Here is a 24,107-nt window from a genome sequence, read left to right as displayed (position 1 = left end):
CAGGGAGAGGGAACCGTATTATTCAGCCCTGAACCCTTCAAACCGCGACCCTTTGTAACTCAGCATCCCTTTCTCACCTACCGTCAGCTGATGGTACTGCTGCGCCTCCAGGCGGAAGGTCATCTCCAGGCCGCCCGTTTCCGGCTTAAAGCTCGCTTCATAGCGCATGGTTGTTCCCGCAGGGGTAACCTGTTGCTGGCGCGAGCGCCGGTCATTAAGGGGTTTTTCGCGTTTATTGCTCACCACCACGCGCTTTTGCATCAACGGCGCGGCGTCGTTATCCGCCTTCTCGCGGCGCTGCTGCACAAAACGGAACGAGGCGGCAATGACGATAATCGCCACCACGATAATGAAAAACAGCGGCATCTTGCTCATTCAACAATCCCATAAGATTATGCGGAATTCAGGATACCCTGACTCCCCCGGCATTGCCAAACGCCTGCCCGCATCACTACACTGAAGATGAAACTGATTATTCAGCCTTAACAGATACAGGGAGTTAATATGCTTTGGTCATTTATCGCTGTCTGTTTTTCCGCATGGCTTTATGTCGATGCGTCATACCGCGGTCCGGCCTGGCAGCGCTGGTTGTTTAAACCCGTTACGCTGTTGCTGCTCCTGCTGCTTGCCTGGCAAGCGCCGATGTTTAACGCCATCAGCTACCTGGTCCTCGCCGGGCTGTGTGCTTCCCTGATTGGCGATGCCTTAACCCTGTTGCCGCGTCAGCGTCTGCTGTATGCCGTGGGGGCGTTCTTCCTGTCGCATCTGCTTTACACCATCTACTTTGCCAGCCAGATGACGCTATCCTTCTTCTGGCCGCTCCCGCTGGTGCTGCTGGTGATCGGCGCGCTGCTGATCGCGGTGATCTGGTCACGCCTGGAAGAGATGCGTCTGCCTGTTTGCACGTTTATTGCCATGACGCTGGTGATGGTGTGGCTGGCCGGTGAACTGTGGTTCTTCCGCCCAACCTCACAGGCGATGTCCGCTTTCTTTGGCGCGGCGCTGCTGTTAATCGGCAATATCGTCTGGCTGGGCAGCCACTATCGCCGTCGTTTCCGGGCTGATAACGCGATTGCCTCCGCCTGTTACTTTGCCGGGCACTTCCTGATTGTGCGTTCGCTGTATATCTAAATAAGCCTTGACTCTGGAGTCGACTCCAGAGTGTATGCTGCGGTTAATGAGAAAATTATCATTACCGGAGAGTGCCATGTCGACTCCAGAAACACCTAAAAAAGCCCCACAATTTTCAGCATTTAAGCTCAGCCCGGTGCCAGCGAAAGATGACTGCTGCTGTGACGGGGCGTGCGAAACGCAAAACGCGCCGCCGCTGCCTGAAAGCGGAAACCATTACAGCTGGGTGGTTGACGGCATGGATTGCGCGGCCTGCGCCCGCAAAGTCGAAAATGCGGTAAAACAGATCCCCGGCGTCAGCCACGTGCAGGTGCGCTTTGCGACCGAAAAACTGCTGGTCAGCGCCGAGAGTGACGTTAGCGAGCAGGTTGTGTCCGCCGTCAGCCAGGCCGGTTATTCCCTGCGTAGCGAAACGGCCCCCGCCGAAAAAACCGCTCCGCTGCGAGAAAATCTGCCCCTTATCGCGCTCGTGATGATGATGGCCCTGAGCTGGGGTCTGGAGCAGATCAACCACCCGTTTGGCAATCTGGCGTTTATCGCCACCACGCTTGTCGGGTTGTATCCCATTGCCCGTCAGGCGCTGCGGCTGATGAAAAGCGGCAGCTGGTTCGCCATCGAAACGCTGATGAGCGTGGCAGCTATCGGCGCGCTGTTCATTGGTGCCACAGCGGAAGCGGCCATGGTGCTGCTGCTGTTCTTAATTGGCGAACGTCTTGAAGGCTGGGCGGCAAGCCGGGCGCGTAAAGGGGTCAGCGCCCTGATGGCGCTTAAGCCCGAAACCGCCACACGAGTAACAGGAAACGAACGCCAGACGGTGGCCATTAACGCGCTGCGTCCGGGCGATGTGATTGAAGTCGCTGCCGGAGGGCGCCTGCCTGCGGACGGTACCCTGCTCACCGCCACCGCGAGCTTCGACGAAAGCGCCCTCACCGGGGAGTCAATTCCGGTTGAACGCGCGGCCGGTGAAAAAGTACCTGCGGGCGCCACCAGTGTCGACCGTCTGGTCCAGCTCACGGTACTTTCCGAACCCGGTGACAGCGCCATCGACCGTATCCTGAAGCTGATCGAAGAGGCCGAGGAGCGTCGCGCCCCCGTCGAGCGATTTATTGACCGCTTCAGCCGGATTTACACCCCCGCCATCATGCTGGTTGCCCTGCTGGTCACTATCGTTCCGCCGCTGTTCTTTGGTGCGCCGTGGGAAGGCTGGATTTACAAAGGTCTGACCCTGCTGCTGATTGGCTGTCCGTGTGCGCTGGTGATCTCCACCCCGGCGGCCATTACCTCCGGTCTGGCGGCAGCGGCGCGTCGTGGTGCCCTGATAAAAGGCGGCGCGGCGCTGGAACAGTTAAGCCAGGTGCAGCAGGTGGCGTTCGATAAAACCGGCACGCTGACCGTCGGCAAGCCGCAGGTCACCGGCGTGTATCCGCAGGATATCGGTGAAGATGAACTGCTTACGCTGGCCGCCGCCGTTGAGCAGGGTTCCACTCACCCGCTGGCGCAGGCGATTGTGCGTGAAGCGCAGTCGCGCGGGCTGGCCATTCCGGCGGCAACGGCGCAGCGGGCGCTGGTCGGGTCCGGGATTGAGGCCGACATCGACGGTAAAAAGGTGCTGATTGTCGCGGCGGGTAAGTCTTCTAACCCAGAGGTTGAGGCGTTAGAACAGACCGGACAAACTGTCGTAACCGTCATGCAGGACGGCATCGCCAAAGGCATGCTGGCACTGCGCGATACCCTGCGTGATGATGCGAAAGAGGCCGTCGCGGCGCTCCATCAGTTGGGCGTCCAGGGTGTGATCCTCACCGGCGATAACCCGCGTGCCGCCGCCGCGATTGCCGGAGAGCTGGGGCTGGACTTTAAGGCCGGATTACTGCCTGCGGACAAGGTCAGTGCCGTGACGGAGCTGAACAGCCATGCTCCGCTGGCGATGATCGGCGACGGAATCAACGATGCGCCAGCGATGAAAGCATCCACCATCGGGATTGCCATGGGCAGTGGTACCGACGTGGCGCTGGAAACCGCCGATGCCGCGCTCACCCATAACCGCCTGACCGGGCTGGCGCAGATGATTTCCCTGGCACGCGCCACGCGCGCCAATATTCGCCAGAACATCAGTATCGCCCTGGGGCTGAAAGGGATTTTCCTCGTCACCACCCTGCTCGGCATCACCGGGCTGTGGCTGGCGGTGCTGGCGGATACCGGCGCGACGGTGCTGGTGACGGCCAACGCGCTCCGCTTACTGCGACGCAAATAACACGCAATGCACGCCTGGCCGGGTAAAGCGTAACGGCAACCCGGCCTTCCCTTCTCAAAAATCTAAACCAGCGTTTCAGAAATTCACGCTTTTGTGAGGCGCTTCACCTCCGTTTTCCAGGCCATAGTGTAATTTTTAAACGTACAAAACTAAAACACCGTTTTAACACTTACCTCACTACCCTGGAGTTGACTTGATGAAAACGACCCTCAAGCCGTTACTGGCCGCTCTGTGTCTGTCTGCTTTTGCCTGCTCCGTTTCTGCGCAAACCATTAAAGCCGCCGATGTGCATCCTGAAGGCTACCCGAACGTGGTAGCCGTACAGCACATGGGGGAGAAACTCAAACAACAAACCGACGGCAAGCTGGAGATCAAGGTCTTTCCCGGCGGCGTGCTCGGGGATGAAAAGCAGATGATTGAACAGGCGCAGATGGGGGCGATCGACATGATCCGTGTCTCCATGGCTCCGGTGGCGGCGATCCTGCCCGATATCGAAGTCTTTACCCTGCCCTATGTGTTCCGCGATGAAGACCACATGCACAAAGTCATCGACGGCGATATCGGCAAGCAGATTGGCGACAAACTGACCGCCAACCCCAAATCGCGGCTGGTGTTTCTCGGCTGGATGGATTCCGGCACCCGTAACCTGATCACCAAAACGCCGATCGTCAAACCGGAGGATCTGAAAGGCAAAAAAATCCGCGTTCAGGGAAGCCCGGTGGCGCTGGCGACACTGAAAGACATGGGGGCTAACTCGGTGGCAATGGGGGTCAGTGAGGTCTACAGCGGCATGCAGACCGGCGTAATCGACGGCGCTGAGAATAATCCGCCGACCTTCATCGCCCATAACTATATGCCGATCGCCAAAAACTATACCCTCAGCGGCCACTTCATTACCCCGGAAATGCTGCTCTACTCAAAAGTGAAATGGGACAAGCTCAGCGCAGACGAACAGCAGAAAATCCTGACCCTGGCGCGCGAAGCGCAGTTCGAACAGCGCAAGCTGTGGCAGGCCTATAACGCCGAGGCGCTGGCGAAGATGAAAGCCGGTGGCGTGCAGTTCCACGAGATCGACAAATCGGTATTTATCAAAGCCACAGAGCCGGTGCGCGCGCAGTATGGCGAAAAGCATCAGGACCTGATGAAAGCCATTGCTGACGTTCAGTAAACGGAGAACGTATGTCCGAACTCTACCTGAAGTGGATGGACCGGCTGTATCTGCTCGCCATGGGCGTAGCAGGATGCGCGCTGCTGGTGATGACGGTGGTGATCCCGATTGGCATCTTCTCGCGCTATGTGCTGAATCGCGGTGAATCCTGGCCGGAGCCGATTGCCATCATCTGCATGGTGACCTTTACGTTTATCGGCGCGGCGGTGAGCTACCGTGCCGGGTCACACATCGCGGTGAACATGCTGACCGACCGACTGCCAGACATGCTGAAAACAGCGTGTGCGCGCGTGGTGGATCTGCTGATGCTGCTGATCTCGCTGATTATGTTCTGGTACAGCTACTGGCTGTGTGTCGAGCTCTGGGAGCAGCCGGTCGCCGAGTTTCCGATCCTGACGTCAGGGGAGAGTTATCTGCCGCTGCCGATTGGTTCTGCGGTGCTGATCCTGTTTGTCATTGAACGTCTGCTGTTTGGCTCACAGGAAAACCGTCCTGTGGTGCTGATCGGCAACCACAGTTAAGGGGTGAACAATGGATGCATTCGTTTTGTTATTCACCCTCGCCATTTTGCTGGCGCTGGGTATGCCGGTGGCGTTTGCCGTCGGCTTAAGCGCCGTCGCGGGCGCGTTGTGGATCGAGTTACCGCTCGAAGCGCTGATGATCCAGATCACCAGCGGGGTTAACAAATTTACCCTGCTGGCGATCCCGTTTTTCATCCTGGCGGGGGCGATCATGGCGGAAGGCGGCATCGCCCGACGGCTGGTGAATTTCGCGTATGTCTTTGTCGGTTTTATTCGCGGCGGACTGTCGCTGGTGAATATCGTGGCCTGCACCTTTTTCGGCGCGATTTCCGGTTCATCGGTGGCGGATACGGCCTCCATCGGCAGCGTGATGATCCCGGAGATGGAGAGAAAGGGGTATCCCCGCGAGTATGCGGCGGCGGTCACCGCCAGCGGGTCGGTGCAGGCGATTTTAATCCCGCCCAGCCACAACTCGGTGATCTACTCGCTGGCCGCAGGCGGTACGGTCTCCATTGCCACGTTGTTTATCGCAGGCGTGCTGCCGGGGCTGCTGCTGGGACTGTGCCTGATGACGCTGTGTCTGTGCTTTGCCCATAAGCGCGGCTATCCAAAAGGCGAAAAGATCCCCTTTAAACAGGCGCTGAAGATTTTGCTGGACGCTCTCTGGGGGCTGATGACGGTGGTAATTATCCTCGGCGGGATCATGTCCGGGATATTCACCGCCACCGAATCCGCGGCGGTCGCCTGTCTGTGGGCATTCTTTGTCACCATGTTCATCTATCGCGACTACACGTGGAGCGAACTGCCGAAGCTGATGTGCCGGACGGTGAAAACGGTCACTATCGTGATGATCTTGATTGGCTTTGCGGCGGCGTTTGGCGCGGTGATGACCTACATGCAGTTACCTGTGCGCATCACGGCGTTCTTCACCTCGCTCTCGGATAACAAGTACGTGATCCTGATGTACCTCAACATCATGCTGCTGCTGATTGGCACCCTGATGGATATGGCGCCGATCATTCTGATCCTGACGCCGGTGCTGTTGCCGGTGACCCAGTCGCTTGGGATCGACCCGGTCCATTTCGGGATGATCATGATGGTGAATCTGGGGATCGGGCTTATCACGCCGCCAGTGGGTTCGGTGCTGTTTGTGGCCAGTGCGGTGAGCAAGCAGAAAATCGAACATGTGGTGCGCGCGATGCTACCGTTTTACGGCATGCTGCTGCTGGTGCTTGGAATGGTAACGTACATCCCGGCGATTTCGCTGTGGCTGCCGGGATTGTTAGGCATGCAGTAAGGGGGTTACCCCTTGCGGATCAAATACCGGTACGGCAGCGCTTCGGTCTGCTGTGCCACCAGTTCATGCTCCATAAAGGTACAAAAACCGGGGATATCGCGGGTGGTTGCCGGATCGTCAGCGATGATCAGCAGCGTTTCGCCAGTTTGCATATTGCGCACGGTTTTGCGCACCATCATTACCGGCTCAGGGCAGCGGAGGCCCTGCGCATCAAGGGTGTGGTCTGGAGTGGAAAACAGATCGGTCATGGTGTTCTCGGTCAGATAAAAACGGCTGTAGTTTACGCCCCGTAGCCAGCAATGCAAACCAGGTTAACGGTTGCGTAAAAACCAACCATTGCATTGTCCTGCCAAAGCAGTATCATGCTGCGGTTTTTATTGGGTTCCCTCACCCCAACGTATAAAAAGGTCACAATATGACGCCGTTTTCTGAATCGCAGCGCGTAAAAGCGTTGTTCTGGCTTTCGCTTTTTCATCTGCTGGTGATCACCTCCAGTAACTATCTGGTGCAGCTGCCGATTGCCATCTTTGGTTTCCATACCACCTGGGGCGCGTTCAGCTTCCCGTTTATTTTTCTCGCCACCGATCTGACCGTGCGTATTTTTGGCGCACCGCTGGCTCGCCGCATTATTTTTGCGGTCATGCTGCCGGCGCTGTTCGTGTCGTACGTTATTTCCTCCCTGTTTTACATGGGGAGCTGGCAGGGCTTTGAGGCGTTAACCCACTTCAACCTGTTTGTTGCCCGAATCGCTACTGCAAGCTTTATGGCCTATGCGCTGGGGCAGATCCTCGACGTGCACGTATTTAACCGCCTGCGTCAGAATCACCGCTGGTGGATGGCCCCCACCGCCTCGACGCTGTTCGGCAACGTCAGCGATACGCTGGCCTTCTTCTTCATTGCCCTCTGGCACAGCCCGGATGCGTTTATGGCCGAACACTGGATGGAAATTGCGCTGGTGGACTACTGCTTCAAGGTGCTTATCAGCATTGTCTTCTTCCTGCCGATGTACGGCGTGCTGCTGAATATGCTGCTGAAAAGACTGGCAGATAAATCTGAAATCACAGCATTGCAGGCTGGTTAAGGGTTCGCTTTATCAGTTGTGATAAGATGGACAAATGAGCCGTTATGGCCGTTTATCGAAAGGAAGAAGTCAATGCGCAATCTGGTTAAATATGTCGGGATTGGCCTGCTGGTTGTCGGCCTTGCAGCCTGTGATAACAGCGACACGAAAACGCCTGCTCAGGGCGCGTCTGCAGAGAGCAACGCAACCGGTCAGCCGGTGAACCTGCTGGACGGTAAACTCAGCTTTTCTCTGCCAGCGGATATGACTGACCAGAGCGGCAAGCTGGGTACCCAGGCGAACAACATGCACGTCTATTCCGATGCAACCGGGCAGAAAGCGGTGATTGTGATTGTGGGCGACGACACCAGCGAAGACCTGGCCGTGCTGTCCAAACGTCTGGAAGATCAGCAGCGCAGCCGCGACCCGCAGCTGCAGGTGGTGACGAACAAGTCCATCGAACTGAAAGGCCACACGCTGCAGCAGCTGGACAGCATTATCTCTGCAAAAGGTCAGACAGCTTACTCTTCCGTGGTGCTGGGTAAGGTTGATAACAAACTGCTGACCCTGCAGATCACCCTGCCCGCGGAAGATCAGCAGAAAGCGCAGACTGCCGCTGAAAACATCATCAACACCATCGTGATTCAGTAACACGTCAGGATGATGACGTGGCCTCCGGTGCCTGCACCGGGGGCCATTTTTTTAGCCGCCACGTGAGCATCAGGGCCATCACCACCAGACCCGCAGCCGCAAGATAGATAACCGGCACGCCTGCCCAGGCCATGACCAGCCCTGCCAGCGGCCCGGTAATGCCCAACGACATATCCATAAACACCGTGTAGGTTGCCAGCGCCGCCCCCTGATTCTGCGGCGGCACGGCTTTCACCGCCACCACACCCAGCGCCGGGAAGACCAGCGAAAAACCGGCTCCGGCGAAGAACACGCCAACTTTAGCCATCCACGGCGCGGTCGCTATACCGGTCAGCAGCAGCCCGACAATCTCAACCGCAAAGCAGATCATCGCCACATTCAGCCCGCCCAGGCGGTTAATACCGTTCGGGAAGAGCAAACGGGCACCCACAAACGCACAGCTGAACAGGGTTAACGCAAAGGCCGCCCCATCCCAGCCTTTGGCGTCATAAAACAGCGTGATAAAGGTGGCGATCACCCCAAAGCCGGTGGTTGCCAGCGCCAGTGCCATACCATACGGCCAGACGCGCCCCAGCACTGCCCGGAACGGCAGCGGTTTACCTTTGCTGGCCTTCACTTTCGGACGCGGCAGGGCAAACAGGATCGCCACCAGCGCGACCACCATAATGGTGCCCGCCAGCCCGTACAGTCCGCCATACGCATAGCACATCACCCCAAGCGGGGCGCCAAGCGCCATTGCCCCGTAGGTGACAATGCCGTTCCAGGAGATCACCCGGCCAATGTGCGGTGCCCCGACCACGCCTACGCCCCACAGCGTCGAGCCGGTTCCTGCCAGGCTTTGCCCAATACCGAGGATCACCCGGCCCAGGCACAGCAGCACCAGGCTGACCAACGGCCAGTGGCTGGTCGTTGCCGCCAGCAGGTAACTCAGGCCACTGAGAAAACAGCCGCATAATCCTGTGATCACAATGCTCTTCGGCCCGAACAGATCCGCGTAGCGACCCGCATGCGGGCGACTCAACAGCGTAGCGAAGTACTGCAGGCTAATCACCAGCCCCGCCCAGAATGCGCTAAACCCCATCACGTCATGCACATAGCCCGGCAACACCGCCAGCGGCAGGCCAATCGTCAGATAACTGGCAAAGTTAAAAATCACAACGGAGACAATGCGCAGATTAAGGCGTAATCCGCTTAATGCCGGTTCGGCGGCGGGTTCGGGCATGAGGTTTTACCTGGATTTTTGCAACAGTGTTTCACTATTACCACGACGCCAGCAGAAAATCAGCAGCGACTTTCAGATTAACGGTGCCAGACGAAGCGGAACCCGCGCACTACACTTAACGGGCAATCACATTAAGGAACACGAATGACCCCTAACCCGCCCGACAAAGCAGGACTCCACATCCTGTTAAAACTCGCCTCTCTGGTGGTGATCCTCGCCGGTATCCATGCTGCCGCCGATATTATTGTCCAGCTTCTGCTGGCGCTCTTTTTTGCCATTGTGCTTAACCCGCTGGTGACCTGGTTTTTGCGCCGGGGTATCAGCCGCCCGGTGGCCATAACCATTGTGGTTATCGTGATGCTGATTGCCCTCACCGCCCTTTTCGGCGTGCTGGCCGCCTCGCTGAGCGAGTTCTCCACGATGCTGCCGCAATACAACAAAGAGCTGACGCGCAAGATCGTGGCGCTTCAGGAGATGATGCCGTTTCTGAATCTGCATATTTCGCCGGAACGGATGTTGCGCCGGATGGATTCCGAAAAAATCATGACCTACGCCACCACGCTGATGACCGGCCTGTCCGGCGCTATGGCCAGCATTTTGCTGCTGGTCATGACGGTGGTGTTTATGCTGTTCGAAGTGCGCCACGTGCCCTATAAGCTGCGTTTCGCGCTGAATAATCCGCAAATTCACATCGCCGGTTTACACCGCGCGTTAAAGGGCGTCTCCAAATATCTGGCCTTAAAAACCCTGTTGAGCGTATGGACCGGCGTGATTGTCTGGCTGGGGCTGATGCTGATGGGCGTGCAGTTCGCGCTGATGTGGGGAGTGCTGGCGTTTTTGCTGAACTACGTGCCCAACATTGGCGCGGTACTCTCCGCCGTGCCGCCCATGATTCAGGCGTTTCTGTTTAATGGCTTCTATGAGTGCATGCTGGTGGGGGCGCTGTTCCTCGTGGTGCATATGGTGCTGGGGAATATTCTTGAACCACGGATGATGGGCCACCGGCTGGGCATGTCGACGCTGGTGGTGTTCTTATCCTTACTGATTTGGGGATGGCTGCTGGGCCCAGTTGGGATGCTGCTGTCGGTACCGCTCACCAGCGTCTGTAAAATCTGGATGGAGACCACCAAGGGCGGCAGCAAACTGGCGATACTGCTGGGGCCGGGCCGACCCAAGAGTCGGCTTCCCGGTTAATCGTCTGGGGTGAGACGGAACATGACTCTACGGGAAATTTTTAGGAGAAACGTTATTCGCAAGCCTGCGACAACACTGTACGATGTACGCTGTAACATCGCGCTTGCGAAGTAAAAATCACAGAAACAGGTTTATCGCGGACGCGCGTAGATGAAATTTACCCTCACCATTATCGACTGGCAGGCCAGAGCGCCAGGACTCAGCGATGCCGACGCATGGCAGGCATGGTCGCGCCAGTCTGACGCCATCGATCCCGCCGCGCCGCTTGCAAAACTGACCGATCTGCCGATGATGACCGCCCGCCGCCTCAATTCGGGCAGTAAGCTGGCGGTGGATATTGGTCTTGCGATGCTGCGCAAACATCGTATCGATGCCGTGGTCTACAGCAGCCGCCATGGCGAGCTGGAACGCAACTACCGTATTCTGCAAGCGCTGGCGACGGAGCAACCCGTCTCCCCCACCGATTTTGCAATGTCTGTTCATAACGCCGCGGTCGGCAATCTTACGATCACCGCAGGTCAGCCGATTGTCTCATCCTCGGTCTCCGCCGGGATGGACACCTTCCAGCAAAGTTTGTGCGAAGTGTTGAGTCTGCTTCACGCGGGCTATTCCCGCGTTTTGCTGGTGGATTTTGACGGCGTCCTGCCCGAGTTTTATCACGCCGGGCTCCCGCCGCAGATGCCCGTCTGGCCTTACGCCCTTGCGCTGGTGATTGAAGCCGGCGACGCGCTCTGCTGTGAAACCCATCGCGAAAGCACAGGGGAAGAGCCCGCGCTGCCGCAAAGCCTTCAGTTCCTGCGTCATTACCTGAGCGACGCGCGGCAATTTGCCCTGGCAGGCGAGCGTTTGCAGTGGCAGTGGACGCGCCAATGAGCCAGATCCTCTCCCGCCTCGATCGGTTATGGCGCATGCTGATGACCGGGTTTTGCTTCGCCCTGTTTGGCCTTGGCGGACTACTGCTGTCGCTGGTCTGGTTTAACCTGCTGCTGATTTTTCAGCGCGATCGCACGGCACGCCGCCGACTGGCGCGACGCAGCATCTCCGCCAGTTTTCGGCTGTTCCTGGCGGTCGTTCGCGGAACCGGCGTGCTGGATTACCGCTTTAACAATCTGGACGTTCTGCGCGCCGAGCGCGGCTGCCTGGTGATAGCCAACCATCCTTCGCTGCTGGACTATGTGATCCTCGCCTCGGTGATGAACGAAACCGACTGTCTGGTGAAAAGCGCGCTGCTGCGTAACCCCTTTGTCAGCGGCGTGATCCGTGCAGCCGATTACCTGATCAACAGCGAAGCAGAAACGCTGCTTCGTGCCAGCCAGCAGCGTCTGGCGCAGGGCGACACCCTGCTGATTTTCCCGGAAGGCACCCGCACCCGCGTGGGCGAAGCCATTACCCTGCAGCGGGGAGCGGCGAATATTGCCGTTCGTTGCAACAGCTCTCTGCGCGTGGTGGTGATCCACTGTAGCGAACGCATGCTGGATAAACAGAGTCGCTGGTACAATGTGCCGCCCAAAAAACCCATTTTTACCGTGGATGTTCGCGAACGCATCAACATTCATGATTTTTACGATGCGAGCCAGCACGAACCTGCGCTGGCGGCAAGGCAGTTAAACCGGCATATGCAGCAGCAATTAACATCCGGTCTTCAATCTTTGTCAGGAATGAAAGATGCAAGCGCTCTATCTTGAAATTAAGAATCTCATTATCTCTACGCTGAATCTGGAAGAACTTACCCCAGAGGATATCGACACCGACGCTCCGCTGTTTGGTGACGGACTGGGTCTGGACTCTATTGATGCCCTGGAGCTGGGGCTGGCTGTGAAAAATCAGTACGGCGTAGTGCTTTCTGCCGAGAGCGACGAGATGCGTCAGCACTTCTATTCCGTTGCCACGCTCGCCGCTTTTATTCATCAACAACGCGCCTGAGAATGACCCGCTATGACAGAACAAGAAACCCTTTATCAGGAAGTCTCTGCGCTTCTTATTAAACTTTTTGAACTCGACCCTGAGCTCATTACGCCGCAGGCCCGGCTTTACGAAGACCTGGATCTCGACAGCATTGATGCCGTAGATATGGTGGTTAACCTGCAGAAGAAGACGGGGCATAAAATTAAGCCTGAAACCTTCAAAGCGGTGCGTACCGTTCAGGACATCGTCGACGTTGTGGAACAACTCCAGCGCGACGCCTGACGTGCCTGCCATTCCGCTCATCCCGATACTGACGGGCCTGATGCTGCTGGCCTGGCCGTTTTTGATTGGCTATGGCCTTGCAAGCCACCATTTGCCGTGGATATTGCCCCTGATGGCGCTGGTGTTGCTGCTGCGTGTCTGGCAGACGCGCCAGCAGCGCGGCCCCTTGCGCTACGTTTTCCTGAGCGTGACGCTGGCCGGGGCAGTGCTGTGCGTGGCGAGCCTTTTTCACGCTCACCTGTGGGTGCTGTTTTATCCGGTGGTCGTTAATCTGGTGATGCTGGTGGTCTTTGGGGGCTCGCTGTGGACGTCCATGCCGATAGTGGAACGGCTGGCGCGGATACGGGAGCCCCAGTTGTCTCCTGCCGGGGTTCGTTACACGCGTAAAGTGACGAAAGTCTGGTGCGGCTTTTTTATCGGCAACGGCGCAGTCGCGCTGTTTACCGTGCTGTACGCCGACCTGCGCCTGTGGACGCTGTGGAACGGGATGCTTTCCTACATCCTGATGGGAACGTTAATGGCGGGTGAATGGCTGGTGCGACAACAGGTAATAAAAAACGATGGATAAACCGCTTCCTCTGAGCCAGTGGCTAAACGCCCCGCGTCCTGATGAGACGCCTGTCGCCTGGCTTGACGATCGTATCTGGACGCTGGGCGATCTGCGCCACGATGTTACGCAGCTGGTCGACGCGCTGCGTCAGGAAGAGGGCGAGCGCTGGGCGCTCTGTTTTGAAAACGGCTATCTTTTTATCGTCGCCCTGCTGGCGGCGCTTCATGCGGGTAAAACCCCCGTGCTCCCCGGGCACAGCCGGGGGGCGCAGCTTAACGAACAGCGGGCCATGTTCAGCGGCGTCCTGAGCGACACCACGCTCGAGTTTTCAGGGCGACTGCGGTTGGTCACCGCCACTGCGCCGACAAACACCCCCTTTTCCCCCTTGCCTGCCATTGACGAGACGCGCGTTATCGAGCTCTTTACCTCTGGCTCCACCGGCACGCCGCAGCGGGTGATTAAGCCGGTGATCGGCCTGGATCGGGAAGCCCGTCTGCTCGCCGATCGGTTTGGCGAACGGCTGACAGGCTGTCACGTCGTGGCCTCCGTGGTGTTGCATCATCTGTATGGCCTGACGTTTCGTGTTGTCTTACCCATGGCGCTTGGTCTGCCGCTGCACGCCTCCCTGCTGCAGTATGCAGAACAGCTGTCAGCGCTGCCGCAGGACAAACGGTACCTCTTTATCAGCAGCCCGGCATTCCTCAAGCGGCTCGACACCTCGCTTGTGCCGCCTCCGGTTGCCCTGCTGCTCTCAGCCGGGGGCGAACTGCCCTGGCGCGACATCATCCCTTGTCATGACTGGCTGAACGTCTGGCCTGATGAAATTTACGGCAGCACCGAAACGGGCGTTATGGCCTGGCGTCACCGTCAGGATGAGACAACGCTCTGGCAGCCGTTTCCCGGCGTAACGTTCCACGGCGATCGGGTGACGTCGCCACTGATCCGCGAGGCTGAAGGAGTCGTGCTGGATGATATCCTGCATTTCGCGGCTGACGGGCAGTTCAACATCGTCGGACGCCGTGGCCGGGTGGTTAAAATTGAAGATAAACGCATTTCGCTCGATGAGATTGAGCAGCGGTTACTGGCGCTGGACGGCATCTGCGACGCCGCCGCGCTGGCGGTCACTCGCCGTGGTCGTCAGGCCATTGGCGTGCTGCTGGTGCTCAGTGACGCGGCGCGCTTGCACAGAGACAACGGGGGTAAAAATGCCCAGGAATCCGCGTGGCATCGCGCCCTTCGCCCCTGCCTTGAACCGGTTGCCGTGCCCCGCTACTGGCGCATTGTCGATGAAATCCCGGTCAACAGCATGAACAAGCGTGTGACTGCACAGCTACAGGAGTTATTTCATGAAGATTCATGAAATCGAACGCCACCAGACTCATCCGGAGCATCTGGAGATAACGCTTTATCTTGATCCTGACCTGCTCTGGTTTAAGGGGCATTTTGCTGTCCAGCCCCTGCTCCCTGGCGTTGCACAACTCGACTGGGTGATGCATTACGCTACCACCCTGATGGCACCGGGCTACCGTTTTCACAGCATTCAGAATGTGAAGTTTGCGGCCCCGCTGTTGCCGGACAACACGGTGACGCTGATCCTTGACTGGCACCCTGCCCGTCAGATGCTCAGCTTCAGCTACCAGCGCCATGCGGGCAGTGAACGCCATACCGCCAGCAGCGGGAAGATTCGCCTATGTCAGTAACGTTCCGCCCCTGCGTGTTGATCCCCTGCTACAACCACGGTGCGATGATGGCCGCGGTGCTCGCACGTCTGGCACCGTTTGACCTCCCGTGCCTGGTGGTTGACGATGGCAGCGAAGAGAGCACGCGCCACATCCTGGCGCAGTTAGCGGAGCAGCATCCGCTGGTTACGCTGCTGCGTCTGGCGAAAAACAGCGGCAAAGGCGCGGCGGTAATGGCGGGGCTGAAAGCCTGCGCAGAGCGTAGCTTCACTCATGCAATCCAGGTGGATGCCGACGGCCAGCACGCCATTGAAGATCTCCCCCGTTTTCTGGCGCTGGCGCAACGTCACCCCGAGGCGCTGATTTCCGGTCAACCCGTTTACGATGACTCCATACCCCGTTCGCGCCTTTACGGACGCTGGATAACGCACGTCTGGGTCTGGATTGAAACGTTGTCCCTGCAGCTTAAAGACAGCATGTGCGGCTTTCGGGTCTATCCGATCACGCCGGTGATGCAGCTTGCCGCACGCACCCCGCTCGGCAAGCGCATGGACTTTGATACTGAAGTGATGGTCCGCCTCTACTGGCAGGGCACGCCCAGCTATTTTCTGCCCACCCGCGTTACCTACCCGGCAGACGGTGTATCCCACTTCGATGCGCTAAAAGACAACGTGCGCATCTCGCTGATGCATACCCGTCTGTTCCTGGGGATGCTGCCGCGCATCCCTTCCCTGCTGATGCGCCGTCGCCCGCAGCACTGGGCGCAACAGCAGGAGGTCAAAGGGCTATGGGGTATGCGCCTGATGTTACGCGTCTGGCAACTGCTTGGGCGCAAGGCCTTCACCCTCCTGCTGTGGCCGGTCACCGCCGTTTACTGGCTTACCGCCCGTTCGGCGCGTCAGGCGTCGCGGCAATGGCTGAGGCGGGTTAAAGAGGTCATGGCACAGCGACAGATCCCACCGCCCCCCCGGCTGAACAGCTTTTTTCACTTCCTGCGTTTTGGTCATGCCATGCTGAACAAGGTGGCCAGCTGGCGCGGCGAGATGAAGCTGCATCGCGATCTGGTGTTTGCACCGGGTGCCCGCGAGGCGCTGGGGCTGGACGATCCACTGGGTAAACTGCTGCTGGCCTCGCATCTTGGCGACGTGGAAGCCTGCCGGGCGCTGGCGCAGCGTGAAGGGGGGAAAACCATCAACGCCCTGGTCTTTAGCGATAACGCCCAACGCTTTAAGCAGATTATGGAAGAGATGGCTCCGCAGGCGGGCATTCACCTGATGCCCGTCACTGACATCGGCCCGGAGACCGCTATCCTGATCAAAGAAAAGCTGGATCGCGGCGAATGGGTGGCCATCGTGGGCGATCGTATCGCCGTCACGCCGCAGCGCGGCGGCAGCTGGCGTGTGATCTGGAGCGCGTTTATGGGCCAGCCCGCGCCGTTCCCACAGGGGCCGTTTATCCTGGCCTCCATTCTGCGCTGTCCGGTGGTGCTGATTTTTGCCCTCAGCCAGCAGGGGACGCTGACCCTGCACTGTGAACCGTTTGCCGACCCGCTGCTACTGCCGCGCGGTGAACGTCAGCAGGCGCTGCAACATACCGTCGATCGCTACGCGCAGCGGCTGGAACATTACGCCTTACTGTCACCGCTCGACTGGTTTAATTTTTTCGATTTCTGGCAACTGCCCGAAATCAGCGAGAAGGAGTAAAGGGTGCTGACCGATCCCCGCTTTACGACGGAAGTTGAAATCACCGTCCCGTTCCACGACGTCGACATGATGGGCGTAGTCTGGCACGGCAACTATTTCCGCTACTTTGAAATAGCCCGCGAAGCGCTGCTCAATCAGTTCGACTACGGCTATCGCCAGATGAAAGCCTCCGGCTATGTCTGGCCGGTGGTCGATACGCGGGTGAAATACCGCGATGCGGTGACGTTTGAACAACGCATCCGGGTCCGGGCGCAGATCGAAGAGTATGAAAACCGTCTGCGCATTGCCTATCAAATCTTCGACGCGCAGACCGGTAAACGCACCACCACCGGTTACACCATCCAGGTGGCGGTCGACGAAGCCACCCGCGAAATGTGCTTTGTCAGCCCGGGGATCTTGTTTGAACGTATGGGAGTCACGCCATGAAATGGTTGCCTTTGCTGGCACTGATGTTTAGCCCGCTGGTCAGCGCCGTGACGCTGGATGAACTGCAGCAGCGGTTTACGCAACAGCCCGTGGTGCGCGCTCACTTCGAGCAGGTTCGTACGATCAAAGACATGCCGCAGCCGCTGCGTTCGCAGGGCGAGATGGTGATCGCCCGTGACAGCGGCCTGCTGTGGGATCAAAAAGCCCCGTTCCCCATGACGCTGCTGCTGGATGACAAACGGATGGTGCAGACCATCAACGGCCAGCCGCCGCAGACCATTACCGCCGACAATAATCCGCAGATGTTCCAGTTCAACCACCTGCTGCGGGCGTTGTTCCAGACCGACCGCAAGGTGCTGGAAGAGAATTTCCGCATCGATTTTCAAGACCTGGGAGAGGGCCGCTGGTCGCTGGTGCTCACGCCCACCACGACGCCGCTGAACACCATTTTCACCACCCTCGATTTGGGCGGTGCGACCTTTCTGGAGTCTATTCGTCTTAACGACAAACAGGGCGACCGTACGGATATCACCCTCTCCAGTCACCGACTGACACCCGCCAGCCTGACCGATGACGAACGCCAACGCTTTGCCGCACCGTAAATCGCTGCGCCCGGCGCTGCTTTGGGCCGCGGGATGCCTGATTATGCTGGGCCTGCTGGTGTCGCTGCTGCCCGGCGCGCGCCTGAACAGCAGCGTGCTGGCCATGTTACCTACACAGACGCTGGGGGCGATCTCACCGGCGCTCAACGACGGCTTTATGCAGCGGCTCGACCGTCAGCTGGTCTGGCTGGTCAGCCCCGGCAAAAAACCCGATCCGCGCGTGGCGCAGCAGTGGCTGACGCTGCTGCAACGCAGCGGAGCACTGAGCGAGGTCAAAGGGCCCATGGACGCCCCCGGGCAACAAGCCTGGGGCGAGTTTTTCTGGCAGCACCGCAACGGGATGATTGACCCCGCCACCCGCGCCCGCCTGCAAAACGGCGGTGAAGCGCAGGCGCAGTGGGTTTTATCTCAGCTTTACTCGGCCTTTTCCGGCGTGAGTGGCAAGGAGCTGCAAAACGATCCGCTGATGCTGATGCGCGGCGCGCAGCTCGCGCTGGCGCAAAACAGCCAGAAGCTGCGGCTGATGGACGGCTGGCTGGTGACGCAGGATGACGCCGGAAACTACTGGTATCTGCTGCACGGCGAGCTGGCCGGTTCCTCTTTTGATATGCAGCAAACCCACCGGCTGGTGACCACCCTGAACGCGCTGCAGGCGACGCTGAAAACGCATTATCCACAGGCGCAACTGCTGTCTCGCGGCACGGTGTTTTACAGCGATTACGCCAGCCAGCAGGCCAAACGGGATATCTCCACGCTGGGTGTCGCCACCCTTCTGGGCGTACTCCTGCTGATTGAGGCGACATTCCGCTCCCTGCGTCCGCTGCTGCTGTGCGCGATCTCCATTGCCATCGGCGCGCTGGCGGGCACGGTCGCCACCCTGCTGTTCTTTGGCGAGCTGCATCTGATGACGCTGGTGATGAGCATGAGCATCATCGGTATTTCGGCCGATTACACCCTCTACTACCTGACCGAACGGCTGGTGCACGGTGGCGAAAACTCGCCGTGGCAAAGTCTGGACAAAGTGCGTAATGCCCTGCTGCTGGCGCTTCTGACGACCGTCGTGGCGTACCTGATTATGATGCTGGCCCCCTTCCCCGGGATCCGCCAGATGGCGCTGTTTGCCGCCGTGGGGCTGAGCGCCTCGTGTCTGACGGTGATATTCTGGCACCCCTGGCTGTGCCGTGGATTGCCGGTACGCCCGGTTCCGGCCAGCAGAGCGATGTCGCGCTGGCTGACCGCCTGGCGACGTAATAAAACACTCGCGGTTGGCCTGCCCGTCACGCTGGCGCTCCTTTCCGCCGCAGGTATTGCCACCCTGAAGGTGGACGACGATATCGCCCAGTTGCAGGCGCTGCCGAAAACGATTCTGGCGCAGGAGAAGACCATTACCGCCCTGACCGGCCAGCGCGTCGATCAGAAATGGTTTGTGGTTTACGGCACGTCAGCCCAGCAGACGCTGGAGCGGCTGGAGGCCTTTACCCCTGCGCTGGCGCAGGCGCAAAAAGCGGGTGAGCTGGCAAGCTGGCGACCCCTGCCGCTGAACTCCATGAAGCGTCAAAAAAGCGATCTGGCGCTGCTGCACCACGCTGCGCCTGCGGTAATGAACGTGCTGCACAGCGCCGGACTGAACACCGTCTCACCGGATCTGACGCCAATGCCTGTCAGCGTGGACGCCTGGCTTGCCAGTCCGGCCAGCGAAGGCTGGCGTCTGCTCTGGCTGACCCTGCCGGGCGGCGAAAGCGGCGTGCTCGTCCCGGTGGACGGCGTCAAAAACAGTACGGCGCTAAGTGAACGGGCGGCACAGCATGAAGGGGTCGTCTGGATCGATCGTAAGGCCAGTTTTGACAGCCTGTTTGCCCTCTACCGCACCCTGCTGACGGGGCTACTGTGCGTAGCGCTGGCGGCGATTGCCTGCGGCGCCATAATCCGACTTGGCTGGCGTCAGGGGCTTATCAGCCTGGTGCCGTCGGTACTGTCGCTCAGTTGTGGGCTGGCGGCGCTGGCCGTCGCCGGGCATTCCGTCAATCTGTTTTCACTGCTGGCGCTGGTGCTGGTGCTCGGCATTGGCATCAACTACACGCTGTTTTTCAGCAACCCACGCGGCACGCCGCTGACGTCGATGCTGGCTATCACCCTGGCGATGATGACCACGCTGCTGACGCTGGGCATGCTGGTGTTCAGCGCGACGCAGGCCATCAGCAGCTTTGGAATTGTGCTGGTAAGCGGTATTTTCACCGCCTTCCTGCTGGCCCCGCTGGCGATGCCGGCCAGGGACGAGAGAAAACCATGATGAACGCTTTTTACCGCGCCGCCGCGCTGGCTGCGACGCTGCTGCTGGCAGGCTGCAGCCATTCGACCGATACTGAAGAAACTCGCCCGCAGGCCTGGCTTCAGCCGGGCACGCAGGTGACGCTGCCACCGCCGGGCATTACGCCAGCCATCCGTTCTCAGCAGTTGCTGACCGGCCGGTTTAACGGTCAGACCCAGTCGCTGCTGGTTCTGCTGAACGCAGACGGGCAAAAAGTGACGCTTGCCGGGCTCTCGTCGGTGGGGATCCGCCTGTTTCTCGCGACCTATGACAACACCGGGATCCATACCGAGCAGTCGGTCGTTATGCCCCAGCTACCGCCCGCCAGCCAGGTGCTGGCGGATGTGATGCTCAGCCACTGGCCGCTCAGCGCCTGGCAGCCGCAGTTGCCGAAGGGCTGGACGCTAAAGGATACTGGCACCCGACGCGAACTGCGTAACCCTGACGGCAAGCTGGTCACCGAGATTGTCTACCTGCAACGCAACGGTAAGCGCGAGCCGATCAGCATTGCGCAGCACGTTTTTAAATACCACATCACCATTCAATATCTGGGTGACTGAGATGATTTACATTTCCGCTGTTGGCATGGTCAACGCGCTGGGCAACTCGGCCGATGAGATCGCGGCCAACCTGAACGCCGGGGTTGCGCCGGGTATGCGTCATCGCGCCGGATGGCTGCAAGGCTTACCTGATGCCATGCTGGGCGGCGTTGAGGGTGAACTGCCGCCGATACCGGATAGCCTGGCAGCACACCGCAGCCGTAATAATCAGCTGTTGCTGGCGGCGCTGGCACAGATTCAGCCTGCCGTTGAGGCAGCCATCGCCCGCGTGGGCCGCGACCGCGTGGCGGTGGTGCTGGGCACCAGCACCTCAGGGCTGGATGAAGGCGATGAGTACGTGCGCCTCTCCCTGAACGGCGAACGCAGCCCGCAATGGCAGTACCCGCAGCAGGAGCTGGGCGACCCCTCCCGCTTCCTCACCAACTGGCTGCAGCTGGATGGCCCGGCGTATACCATTTCGACTGCCTGCTCCTCCAGCGCCCGGGCGATCATCAGCGGACAGCGCCTGATTGAGGCCGGACTGGTTGACGTCGCCCTTGTAGGCGGGGCAGACAGCTTAAGCCGTATGCCGGTCAATGGTTTTAACAGCCTTGAATCGCTCTCGCCCACGCAGTGCGAACCGTTTGGCCGAGACCGTCGGGGGATCACCATCGGTGAAGCGGCGGCCCTCATGGTGCTGACGCGCGAACCGGATCAAGTTGCGCTGCTGGGGGCGGGTGAATCGAGCGATGCGTACCATATCTCTGCCCCACATCCCGAGGGAGAAGGCGCCATTCGCGCCATTACCCAGGCGCTGAAGGAGGCAGGCATGACGGCAGATGACGTGGGCTATATTAATTTGCACGGCACCGCCACTCCCCTCAACGATCGGATTGAGGCGCACGTGATTAACGCCCTCTTTGGCGACCGGGTACCGTGCAGCTCCACCAAACACCTCACCGGCCATACGCTTGGCGCGGCCGGGATCACTGAAGCCGCATTAAGCTGGCTGATCCTGACCCGTGACCTGCCGCTGCCGCCGCAGGATTTTTCCCGCTACGCGCCGGACGACACGCTGCCGCCCTGCGGCCTGCTGCATCAGCATGCGCCGCTGACAAAACCGGTGATTTTATCGAACTCATTCGCCTTTGGCGGTAACAACGCCAGCCTTCTGCTGGGGAGAGTGTCATGAGTTATTTATCCCCCGCCGACTACCTGCCTCACGACGCACCGATGATGCTGCTGGAGCGCGTTGAGCGTGTCACCGACAGCAGCGCGGTGTGCAGCGTCACGGTCGACGGGCACGGTGTGCTTGCGCCGTTCCTGAACGTTGACGGCGATCTGCCGGGCTGGTTTGCGCTGGAACTGATGGCCCAGACCGTGGGCGTCTGGTCTGAATGGCACCGTCTGCAAAAAGGCCTGCCCCACAGCCCGCTGGGCATGGTGCTGGGCGCTCGCGAGCTGGTGTGCAGCACGGGCCGCTTTGCTGCAGGCACTACGTTAACCATTACCATTGAGCGCCTGATGCAGGACGAACGCTTTGGCAGCTTTGAATGCACAATCCAGACGGATAACGCCCCCCTTGCCACGGGCCGTGTGAATACGTTCCAGCCCAGCGAGGACGAATTAACCTCACTTTTCTCTCAGGGAGCTTCATCATGACACGTTCCGTACTGGTCACCGGCGCCAGCAAAGGCATTGGCCGCGCCATCGCCTGTCAGCTTGCCGCTGACGGTTTCACCGTAGGCGTGCATTACCATCGCGATGCTGATGGGGCGCATGAGACGCTGGAGGCCATTGTTCAGGCTGGCGGAACGGGTCGTTTACTGACCTTTGACGTGGGCAACCGCGAGCAGTGCCGCGAGGTTCTGGAACAGGAAATCAGCACCTTTGGCGCATGGTATGGCGTGGTCAACAATGCCGGGATAACCCGCGATGGCGCGTTTCCGGCGCTCAGAGACGAGGACTGGGACAGCGTCATCCACACCAACCTCGACAGTTTCTATAACGTTATTCATCCCTGCATCATGCCGATGATCACAACCCGCAAGGGCGGGCGGATTATCACCCTGTCGTCCGTGTCAGGCGTGATGGGCAACCGCGGACAGGTGAACTACAGTGCCGCCAAGGCCGGTATCATCGGCGCCACCAAAGCGCTGGCCATTGAACTGGCAAAACGCAAAATTACCGTCAACTGCATCGCGCCCGGGCTGATTGATACCGGCATGATCGAGATGGAAGAGGCCGCGCTGAAAGAGGCCATGTCCATGATCCCGATGCAGCGCATGGGTCAGGCGGACGAGGTGGCCGGTCTGGCGAGTTATCTGATGTCGGACCGGGCAGGCTATGTGACACGCCAGGTGATCTCGATCAACGGGGGGATGTTATGACGCGTCGGGTGGTGATTACGGGAATGGGAGGCGTGACCGCCTTTGGCGAGGACTGGCCGACCATTTCACAGCGGCTGCTCGGCTACGAAAACGCCGTGCGCACCATGACGGAGTGGCAAGAGTATGCCGGTCTGCAAACGCTGCTGGCCGCCCCCATCGAGGATTTCACCCTTCCGGCACACTATACCCGCAAGCGCATTCGCGCCATGGGCCGCGTGTCGCTGCTCTCCACCCGCGCCACCGAACTGGCGCTTGAGCAGGCGGGCCTGATCGATGACCCGGTACTGACGCAGGGGCAAACCGGCATCGCCTATGGGTCGTCCACGGGCAGCACGGGCCCGGTAAGCGACTTTGCCTCCATGCTGATGGAAAAACACACCAACAACATCACCGGCACCACCTATGTGCAGATGATGCCGCACACCACCGCGGTCAATACCGGCCTGTTCTTTGGTCTGCGGGGGCGCGTCATTCCCACGTCGAGTGCCTGTACCTCCGGCAGCCAGGCGATTGGTTACGCCTGGGAAGCCATTCGCCATGGTTATCAGACCGTTATGGTCGCCGGGGGCGCCGAGGAGCTTTGTCCTTCAGAGGCGGCGGTATTTGATACGCTGTTCGCCACCAGCCAGCGCAACGACGCGCCGAAAACCACGCCGTCGCCCTTCGATACCGCGCGCGATGGTCTGGTCATCGGCGAAGGGGCAGGCACGCTGATTCTGGAAGAGCTGGAGCACGCCAAAGCACGCGGGGCGACCATCTACGGCGAAATCGTGGGCTTTGCCACCAACTGCGATGCAGCGCATATCACCCAGCCGCAGCGTGAAACCATGCAGATTTGCATGGAGCAATCGCTGGCAATGGCCGGTTTAGGCGCCACGGACATCGGGTATATTTCCGCCCACGGCACCGCCACCGATCGGGGTGATATCGCCGAAAGCCAGGCCACTGCGGCCATCTTTGGCGACAGGGTCCCCCTCTCCTCGCTGAAGAGCTATTTTGGCCATACGTTAGGTGCCTGCGGTGCGCTGGAAGCGTGGATGAGCGTGCAGATGATGCGTGAAGGCTGGTTTGCCCCGACGCTCAATTTAAGACAACCGGATGAGCAATGTGGTGCTTTAGATTATATTATGGGGGAAGCCCGTCAGATTGACTGCGAGTATCTGCAAAGCAATAACTTCGCGTTTGGCGGCATCAATACCTCAATCATTATCAAACGCTGGGCGTAACT

Annotated in this window: 26 protein-coding genes and 1 pseudogene; 24 read left to right on the top strand and 3 right to left on the bottom strand. The window is 59.3% G+C overall.

The features are described 5' to 3' along the window. Positions 1-18: 18 nt before the first annotated feature. The gene (locus tag AX755_RS02130; RefSeq protein WP_029883607.1) at positions 19-375 is read right to left on the bottom strand and encodes a DUF2500 domain-containing protein; all 357 of its coding nucleotides are present in this window, start codon (positions 373-375) and stop codon (positions 19-21) included. A 129-nt stretch (positions 376-504) separates the two neighbouring features. On the opposite strand from AX755_RS02130, the gene AX755_RS02125 reads away from it, so the two are divergent. From AX755_RS02125 to AX755_RS02105, 5 genes are all read left to right on the top strand, one after another. Beyond that, positions 505-1,131 (top strand): lysoplasmalogenase, encoded by a 627-nt coding sequence (locus tag AX755_RS02125; RefSeq protein WP_013099145.1) that lies wholly within the window; start codon positions 505-507, stop codon positions 1,129-1,131. Between the two features lie 76 nt (positions 1,132-1,207). Further along, complete coding sequence (zntA, locus tag AX755_RS02120; RefSeq protein ID WP_062856208.1) at positions 1,208-3,382, top strand: Zn(II)/Cd(II)/Pb(II) translocating P-type ATPase ZntA; 2,175 nt, start codon at positions 1,208-1,210, stop codon at positions 3,380-3,382. A gap of 196 nt (positions 3,383-3,578) precedes the next feature. Then, positions 3,579-4,550 (top strand): TRAP transporter substrate-binding protein, encoded by a 972-nt coding sequence (locus AX755_RS02115; RefSeq protein WP_013099147.1) that lies wholly within the window; start codon positions 3,579-3,581, stop codon positions 4,548-4,550. Between the two features lie 11 nt (positions 4,551-4,561). After that, positions 4,562-5,071, top strand: coding sequence for a TRAP transporter small permease (locus AX755_RS02110; protein ID WP_013099148.1), 510 nt, complete (start codon positions 4,562-4,564; stop codon positions 5,069-5,071). A gap of 10 nt (positions 5,072-5,081) precedes the next feature. Further along, entirely contained in the window at positions 5,082-6,368 is a 1,287-nt protein-coding gene (locus tag AX755_RS02105; protein ID WP_062856207.1) for a TRAP transporter large permease, read from the top strand. Between the two features lie 5 nt (positions 6,369-6,373). On the opposite strand, the gene tusA is transcribed toward AX755_RS02105, so the two are convergent. Next, entirely contained in the window at positions 6,374-6,616 is a 243-nt protein-coding gene (tusA, locus tag AX755_RS02100) for a sulfurtransferase TusA (protein WP_014833603.1), read from the bottom strand. Positions 6,617-6,783: 167 nt separating this feature from the next. Here tusA and AX755_RS02095 point away from each other — a divergent pair, with 167 nt between their 5' ends. Next, on the top strand, positions 6,784-7,449 hold the full coding sequence (locus AX755_RS02095; RefSeq protein WP_062856206.1) for a 7-cyano-7-deazaguanine/7-aminomethyl-7-deazaguanine transporter: 666 nt from the start codon (positions 6,784-6,786) through the stop codon (positions 7,447-7,449). A 72-nt stretch (positions 7,450-7,521) separates the two neighbouring features. Then, positions 7,522-8,079 carry a DcrB family lipoprotein gene (locus AX755_RS02090; RefSeq protein ID WP_013099152.1) on the top strand — a complete coding sequence of 186 codons (558 nt, stop codon included), beginning with the start codon at positions 7,522-7,524 and terminating at the stop codon, positions 8,077-8,079. Between the two features lie 4 nt (positions 8,080-8,083). Here the strand turns inward: AX755_RS02090 and AX755_RS02085 are convergent. Beyond that, a pseudogene (locus tag AX755_RS02085) lies at positions 8,084-9,336 on the bottom strand (MFS transporter). Between the two features lie 109 nt (positions 9,337-9,445). Between AX755_RS02085 and AX755_RS02080 the strand changes: the two are divergent. The 17 genes from AX755_RS02080 (at position 9,446) to AX755_RS02000 (ending at position 24,105) form a co-directional block, all read left to right on the top strand. Continuing rightward, positions 9,446-10,495, top strand: coding sequence for an AI-2E family transporter (locus AX755_RS02080; protein WP_013099154.1), 1,050 nt, complete (start codon positions 9,446-9,448; stop codon positions 10,493-10,495). 150 nt (positions 10,496-10,645) lie between these two features. Then, on the top strand, positions 10,646-11,368 hold the full coding sequence (locus tag AX755_RS02075) for a beta-ketoacyl synthase chain length factor (RefSeq protein ID WP_029883610.1): 723 nt from the start codon (positions 10,646-10,648) through the stop codon (positions 11,366-11,368). Further along, complete coding sequence (locus AX755_RS02070) at positions 11,365-12,180, top strand: lysophospholipid acyltransferase family protein (protein WP_013099156.1); 816 nt, start codon at positions 11,365-11,367, stop codon at positions 12,178-12,180. The genes AX755_RS02075 and AX755_RS02070 overlap by 4 nt, the downstream gene beginning before the upstream one ends. After that, entirely contained in the window at positions 12,161-12,418 is a 258-nt protein-coding gene (locus AX755_RS02065) for a phosphopantetheine-binding protein (protein WP_010436544.1), read from the top strand. Before AX755_RS02070 ends, AX755_RS02065 begins: the two co-directional genes overlap by 20 nt. A 12-nt stretch (positions 12,419-12,430) precedes the next feature. Continuing rightward, the gene (locus tag AX755_RS02060; protein ID WP_020687737.1) at positions 12,431-12,682 is read left to right on the top strand and encodes an acyl carrier protein; all 252 of its coding nucleotides are present in this window, start codon (positions 12,431-12,433) and stop codon (positions 12,680-12,682) included. After that, entirely contained in the window at positions 12,654-13,250 is a 597-nt protein-coding gene (locus AX755_RS02055) for a hypothetical protein (RefSeq protein WP_062856205.1), read from the top strand. The genes AX755_RS02060 and AX755_RS02055 overlap by 29 nt, the downstream gene beginning before the upstream one ends. After that, a complete protein-coding gene (locus AX755_RS02050; RefSeq protein ID WP_062856204.1) occupies positions 13,243-14,592 on the top strand; it encodes an AMP-binding protein in 1,350 nt (449 codons plus the stop codon). The genes AX755_RS02055 and AX755_RS02050 overlap by 8 nt, the downstream gene beginning before the upstream one ends. After that, positions 14,579-14,932, top strand: coding sequence for an ApeI family dehydratase (locus tag AX755_RS02045; RefSeq protein WP_013099160.1), 354 nt, complete (start codon positions 14,579-14,581; stop codon positions 14,930-14,932). The genes AX755_RS02050 and AX755_RS02045 overlap by 14 nt, the downstream gene beginning before the upstream one ends. After that, entirely contained in the window at positions 14,923-16,614 is a 1,692-nt protein-coding gene (locus tag AX755_RS02040; protein ID WP_062856203.1) for a glycosyltransferase family 2 protein, read from the top strand. The genes AX755_RS02045 and AX755_RS02040 overlap by 10 nt, the downstream gene beginning before the upstream one ends. A 3-nt stretch (positions 16,615-16,617) precedes the next feature. Further along, positions 16,618-17,040 (top strand): acyl-CoA thioesterase, encoded by a 423-nt coding sequence (locus AX755_RS02035; RefSeq protein ID WP_023620066.1) that lies wholly within the window; start codon positions 16,618-16,620, stop codon positions 17,038-17,040. After that, entirely contained in the window at positions 17,037-17,642 is a 606-nt protein-coding gene (locus AX755_RS02030) for a LolA family protein (RefSeq protein WP_062856202.1), read from the top strand. Before AX755_RS02035 ends, AX755_RS02030 begins: the two co-directional genes overlap by 4 nt. Then, positions 17,611-19,932 (top strand): MMPL family transporter, encoded by a 2,322-nt coding sequence (locus tag AX755_RS02025; RefSeq protein WP_062856201.1) that lies wholly within the window; start codon positions 17,611-17,613, stop codon positions 19,930-19,932. Before AX755_RS02030 ends, AX755_RS02025 begins: the two co-directional genes overlap by 32 nt. After that, a complete protein-coding gene (locus AX755_RS02020) occupies positions 19,932-20,510 on the top strand; it encodes a DUF3261 domain-containing protein (protein WP_057071767.1) in 579 nt (192 codons plus the stop codon). Before AX755_RS02025 ends, AX755_RS02020 begins: the two co-directional genes overlap by 1 nt. Position 20,511: 1 nt before the next feature. Then, on the top strand, positions 20,512-21,681 hold the full coding sequence (locus AX755_RS02015; protein ID WP_062856200.1) for a beta-ketoacyl-[acyl-carrier-protein] synthase family protein: 1,170 nt from the start codon (positions 20,512-20,514) through the stop codon (positions 21,679-21,681). Beyond that, positions 21,678-22,151, top strand: coding sequence for an ApeP family dehydratase (locus AX755_RS02010; RefSeq protein WP_023620062.1), 474 nt, complete (start codon positions 21,678-21,680; stop codon positions 22,149-22,151). The genes AX755_RS02015 and AX755_RS02010 overlap by 4 nt, the downstream gene beginning before the upstream one ends. Then, positions 22,148-22,879, top strand: a complete 732-nt coding sequence (locus AX755_RS02005) for a 3-ketoacyl-ACP reductase FabG2 (RefSeq protein ID WP_062856199.1) — start codon at positions 22,148-22,150, stop codon at positions 22,877-22,879. Before AX755_RS02010 ends, AX755_RS02005 begins: the two co-directional genes overlap by 4 nt. Then, positions 22,876-24,105, top strand: a complete 1,230-nt coding sequence (locus tag AX755_RS02000; protein ID WP_020687725.1) for a beta-ketoacyl-ACP synthase — start codon at positions 22,876-22,878, stop codon at positions 24,103-24,105. Before AX755_RS02005 ends, AX755_RS02000 begins: the two co-directional genes overlap by 4 nt. Positions 24,106-24,107 lie beyond the last annotated feature (2 nt).

The sequence above is a fragment of the Enterobacter sp. SENG-6 genome (genome assembly GCF_001605945.1).
Classification (GTDB): domain Bacteria; phylum Pseudomonadota; class Gammaproteobacteria; order Enterobacterales; family Enterobacteriaceae; genus Enterobacter; species Enterobacter cloacae.
This window is presented reverse-complemented; position numbering and strand designations above follow the sequence as displayed.

Bases quoted from the DNA above. Each gene is read 5' to 3' on its own strand.
- AX755_RS02130 (WP_029883607.1), bottom strand. From the start codon at position 375: ATGAGCAAGATGCCGCTGTTTTTCATTATCGTGGTGGCGATTATCGTC.
- AX755_RS02125 (WP_013099145.1), top strand. From the start codon at position 505: ATGCTTTGGTCATTTATCGCTGTCTGTTTTTCCGCATGGCTTTATGTC.
- zntA (WP_062856208.1), top strand. From the start codon at position 1,208: ATGTCGACTCCAGAAACACCTAAAAAAGCCCCACAATTTTCAGCATTT.
- AX755_RS02115 (WP_013099147.1), top strand. From the start codon at position 3,579: ATGAAAACGACCCTCAAGCCGTTACTGGCCGCTCTGTGTCTGTCTGCT.
- AX755_RS02110 (WP_013099148.1), top strand. From the start codon at position 4,562: ATGTCCGAACTCTACCTGAAGTGGATGGACCGGCTGTATCTGCTCGCC.
- AX755_RS02105 (WP_062856207.1), top strand. From the start codon at position 5,082: ATGGATGCATTCGTTTTGTTATTCACCCTCGCCATTTTGCTGGCGCTG.
- tusA (WP_014833603.1), bottom strand. From the start codon at position 6,616: ATGACCGATCTGTTTTCCACTCCAGACCACACCCTTGATGCGCAGGGC.
- AX755_RS02095 (WP_062856206.1), top strand. From the start codon at position 6,784: ATGACGCCGTTTTCTGAATCGCAGCGCGTAAAAGCGTTGTTCTGGCTT.
- AX755_RS02090 (WP_013099152.1), top strand. From the start codon at position 7,522: ATGCGCAATCTGGTTAAATATGTCGGGATTGGCCTGCTGGTTGTCGGC.
- AX755_RS02080 (WP_013099154.1), top strand. From the start codon at position 9,446: ATGACCCCTAACCCGCCCGACAAAGCAGGACTCCACATCCTGTTAAAA.
- AX755_RS02075 (WP_029883610.1), top strand. From the start codon at position 10,646: ATGAAATTTACCCTCACCATTATCGACTGGCAGGCCAGAGCGCCAGGA.
- AX755_RS02070 (WP_013099156.1), top strand. From the start codon at position 11,365: ATGAGCCAGATCCTCTCCCGCCTCGATCGGTTATGGCGCATGCTGATG.
- AX755_RS02065 (WP_010436544.1), top strand. From the start codon at position 12,161: ATGCAAGCGCTCTATCTTGAAATTAAGAATCTCATTATCTCTACGCTG.
- AX755_RS02060 (WP_020687737.1), top strand. From the start codon at position 12,431: ATGACAGAACAAGAAACCCTTTATCAGGAAGTCTCTGCGCTTCTTATT.
- AX755_RS02050 (WP_062856204.1), top strand. From the start codon at position 13,243: ATGGATAAACCGCTTCCTCTGAGCCAGTGGCTAAACGCCCCGCGTCCT.
- AX755_RS02045 (WP_013099160.1), top strand. From the start codon at position 14,579: ATGAAGATTCATGAAATCGAACGCCACCAGACTCATCCGGAGCATCTG.
- AX755_RS02040 (WP_062856203.1), top strand. From the start codon at position 14,923: ATGTCAGTAACGTTCCGCCCCTGCGTGTTGATCCCCTGCTACAACCAC.
- AX755_RS02030 (WP_062856202.1), top strand. From the start codon at position 17,037: ATGAAATGGTTGCCTTTGCTGGCACTGATGTTTAGCCCGCTGGTCAGC.
- AX755_RS02025 (WP_062856201.1), top strand. From the start codon at position 17,611: ATGACGAACGCCAACGCTTTGCCGCACCGTAAATCGCTGCGCCCGGCG.
- AX755_RS02020 (WP_057071767.1), top strand. From the start codon at position 19,932: ATGAACGCTTTTTACCGCGCCGCCGCGCTGGCTGCGACGCTGCTGCTG.
- AX755_RS02015 (WP_062856200.1), top strand. From the start codon at position 20,512: ATGATTTACATTTCCGCTGTTGGCATGGTCAACGCGCTGGGCAACTCG.
- AX755_RS02010 (WP_023620062.1), top strand. From the start codon at position 21,678: ATGAGTTATTTATCCCCCGCCGACTACCTGCCTCACGACGCACCGATG.
- AX755_RS02005 (WP_062856199.1), top strand. From the start codon at position 22,148: ATGACACGTTCCGTACTGGTCACCGGCGCCAGCAAAGGCATTGGCCGC.
- AX755_RS02000 (WP_020687725.1), top strand. From the start codon at position 22,876: ATGACGCGTCGGGTGGTGATTACGGGAATGGGAGGCGTGACCGCCTTT.